The following is a 2,439-nucleotide window of genomic DNA, read 5'->3' as shown; positions in this document are numbered from 1 at the left end:
GTGGTATTGAAGAAGCTTTGGTGAAGGCCAACATGCCTTATACGATGGTAGGTGGTTCAAAGTTCTATGAGCGTAAGGAAATCCGTGATGTTCTTGCCTATTTGGCTTTAGTGACCAATCCCGCTGATAATGAAAGCTTTTTGCGCGTGGTTAATGAGCCTAAACGCGGTATTGGTAACACCTCAATCGAAAAGTTACGTGCCTTTGCCTTACAGAATGATTGGCCATTATTAGATGCCGCCACGAATGCGGTGATGATTCCAGGATTAACAACTCGTGCCGCTAATCAACTGACGCAATTCGCTGAATTAATTAGCACGCTCCGCCAACAGACAACATTCGACCTAAGTATTACGGATTTGACACGTCAAATTTTGGATCGTACGGGCTATGAAGAACAATTCAAGGCCTCACCAACACCCGAAAACCAAGGTCGATTGGAAAACTTGGCAGAATTCCTATCAGTAACTGAAGAATTTGATAAGAAGTACGAACCAACGGAAGAAAGCATCTCTAAGTATGTGGACTTCTTAGGCGAATTGGCCCTTGTATCTGACCTTGATAGCGTGGACGAGGACACAGATAACCAAGTCACTTTGATGACGTTACACGCTGCTAAAGGATTGGAATTCCCTGTGGTCTTCTTGGTTGGGATGGAGGAAAACCTTTTCCCACTATCCCGCGCAGCTGCTGACGATGCCCAACTAGAGGAAGAACGTCGATTGGCATATGTTGGCATTACGCGTGCCAAAGAGAAGCTCTTTATCACTAACGCGTACTCTCGATTGCTGTATGGTCGGACGACAAGTAACATCCCATCACGATTCATCGATGAAATTAGCCCTGAGCTGATTATGCAGCCAGCCGGTCAACAATTGTCCGCTACTGCAAATCGTGATGGTGCATTACCATTTGCACGCCGAACGCAACAAGCGACGGCAACCACGTTTGCTGGTCGACAACGCCAAGCTGCACAAAGTGGCACGCCATTCCGAACTACTTCGACAGTCACGTCAGCAACACCTGGTACTGGCGCTGATAAAAAGGCCTGGACGATTGGTGATGCGGTTAGTCATAAAAAGTGGGGTGTCGGCCACGTTGTTAAAGTTTCAGGTACTGGTGAGGACCAAGAATTAGATATCGCTTTCCCTGATCAAGGGATTAAACGTTTGCTTGCTGCCTTCGCCCCAATTCAAAAGGTGGAGTAGCACTTGCAGGAGGTTATAGAACAATGGATAACTTTCAAGATATCGCAACGATGACTGTCATTGAAGCGAAAGCAGAAATTGACGCGCTACAGCAAGATTTGAAGCAATGGGCGCAAGAATATTACGAAAATGATGCGCCATCTGTTGAAGATGCCGTCTATGACCGTGAATACAATCGATTGGAAGCACTAGAAGCAGCCTATCCCGAGTTAGTCACACCAGATTCAATCACGCAACAAGTTGGCGGTAAGGCCACTAAATCTGACTTGCCAAAGGTAGTTCACGACATCCCAATGCTGTCACTAGGTGATGTCTTTTCATTGGATGAATTGTACGACTGGCTGGCCACAACGCAAAAATCATTTAACACGCCACTTAGCTACAATGCTGAGTTGAAAATTGATGGCCTTGCGATCAGTCTAGTTTATGAAAATGGTGAACTGATTCAAGCATCAACGCGAGGCGATGGTAACATCGGGGAAGATGTTACAGCAAATGTCCGCCAAATCAAACGGATTCCTAAACAACTAAACGAACCCATCTCAGTCGAAGTTCGTGGCGAAGTGTACATGCCGAAAGCAGCTTTTGTGACGTTAAATGAACAACGCGAACGAGACGGCCTGTCAACGTTTGCCAATCCACGTAACGCAGCGGCGGGCTCACTACGTCAATTAGATGTCAAGGTGACGAAGCAACGCCAACTGGATGCCTTTTTATATGCAGCAGTTGACGCCGAAAACACGCTTGGTGTCACGACGCAGGCTGACTTATTACAACGTTTAGCTGAGCTTGGGCTACCAGCTAACCCAACAAACGCAGTTGTTGCTTCTGAAGCGGACATCGCGGCCTACATTAATGATGAAACGGCCACCCGCGATGAGTTAGCTTATGGTATTGATGGCATTGTCATCAAAGTCAATTCGCTAGCTTATCATGAGGAGTTGGGCAACACTGTTAAAGTGCCACGTTGGGCAATTGCGTATAAGTTCCCGCCTGAAGAGGCTCACACAGTTGTACGTGACATTGAATGGACCGTTGGCCGAACAGGGGCGGTTACGCCAACAGCGGTGATGGATCCCGTCCAGTTAGCGGGGACAACCGTGGCGCGTGCTTCGTTACACAACCCAGATTATTTGAACAGTAAAGATATTCGAATTGGTGATACTGTGACTTTGCACAAAGCGGGGGACATTATTCCGGAAATTGGGCAAGTAATTTTGAGTCAACGTCC

The 2,439-nt window shown here is 47.0% G+C and carries 2 protein-coding genes; both read left to right on the top strand.

The window, feature by feature from the left end:
• On the top strand, positions 1-1,208 hold a 1,208-nt coding region (locus tag WEIDD23_RS01650; protein ID WP_197458761.1), incomplete at its 5' end, for a 3'-5' exonuclease.
• A 23-nt stretch (positions 1,209-1,231) separates the two neighbouring features.
• Positions 1,232-2,439, top strand: a 1,208-nt coding sequence (gene ligA / locus WEIDD23_RS01645) for an NAD-dependent DNA ligase LigA (RefSeq protein ID WP_156469547.1), incomplete at its 3' end; no start/stop codon positions are given.

Origin of the sequence: Weissella sp. DD23 (assembly GCF_001579105.1) — a bacterium.
Taxonomy (GTDB): Bacteria; Bacillota; Bacilli; order Lactobacillales; family Lactobacillaceae; genus Weissella; species Weissella cibaria.
Note: the sequence above shows the minus strand (reverse complement) of the source record. Positions and strands in the feature narration are given on the sequence as shown.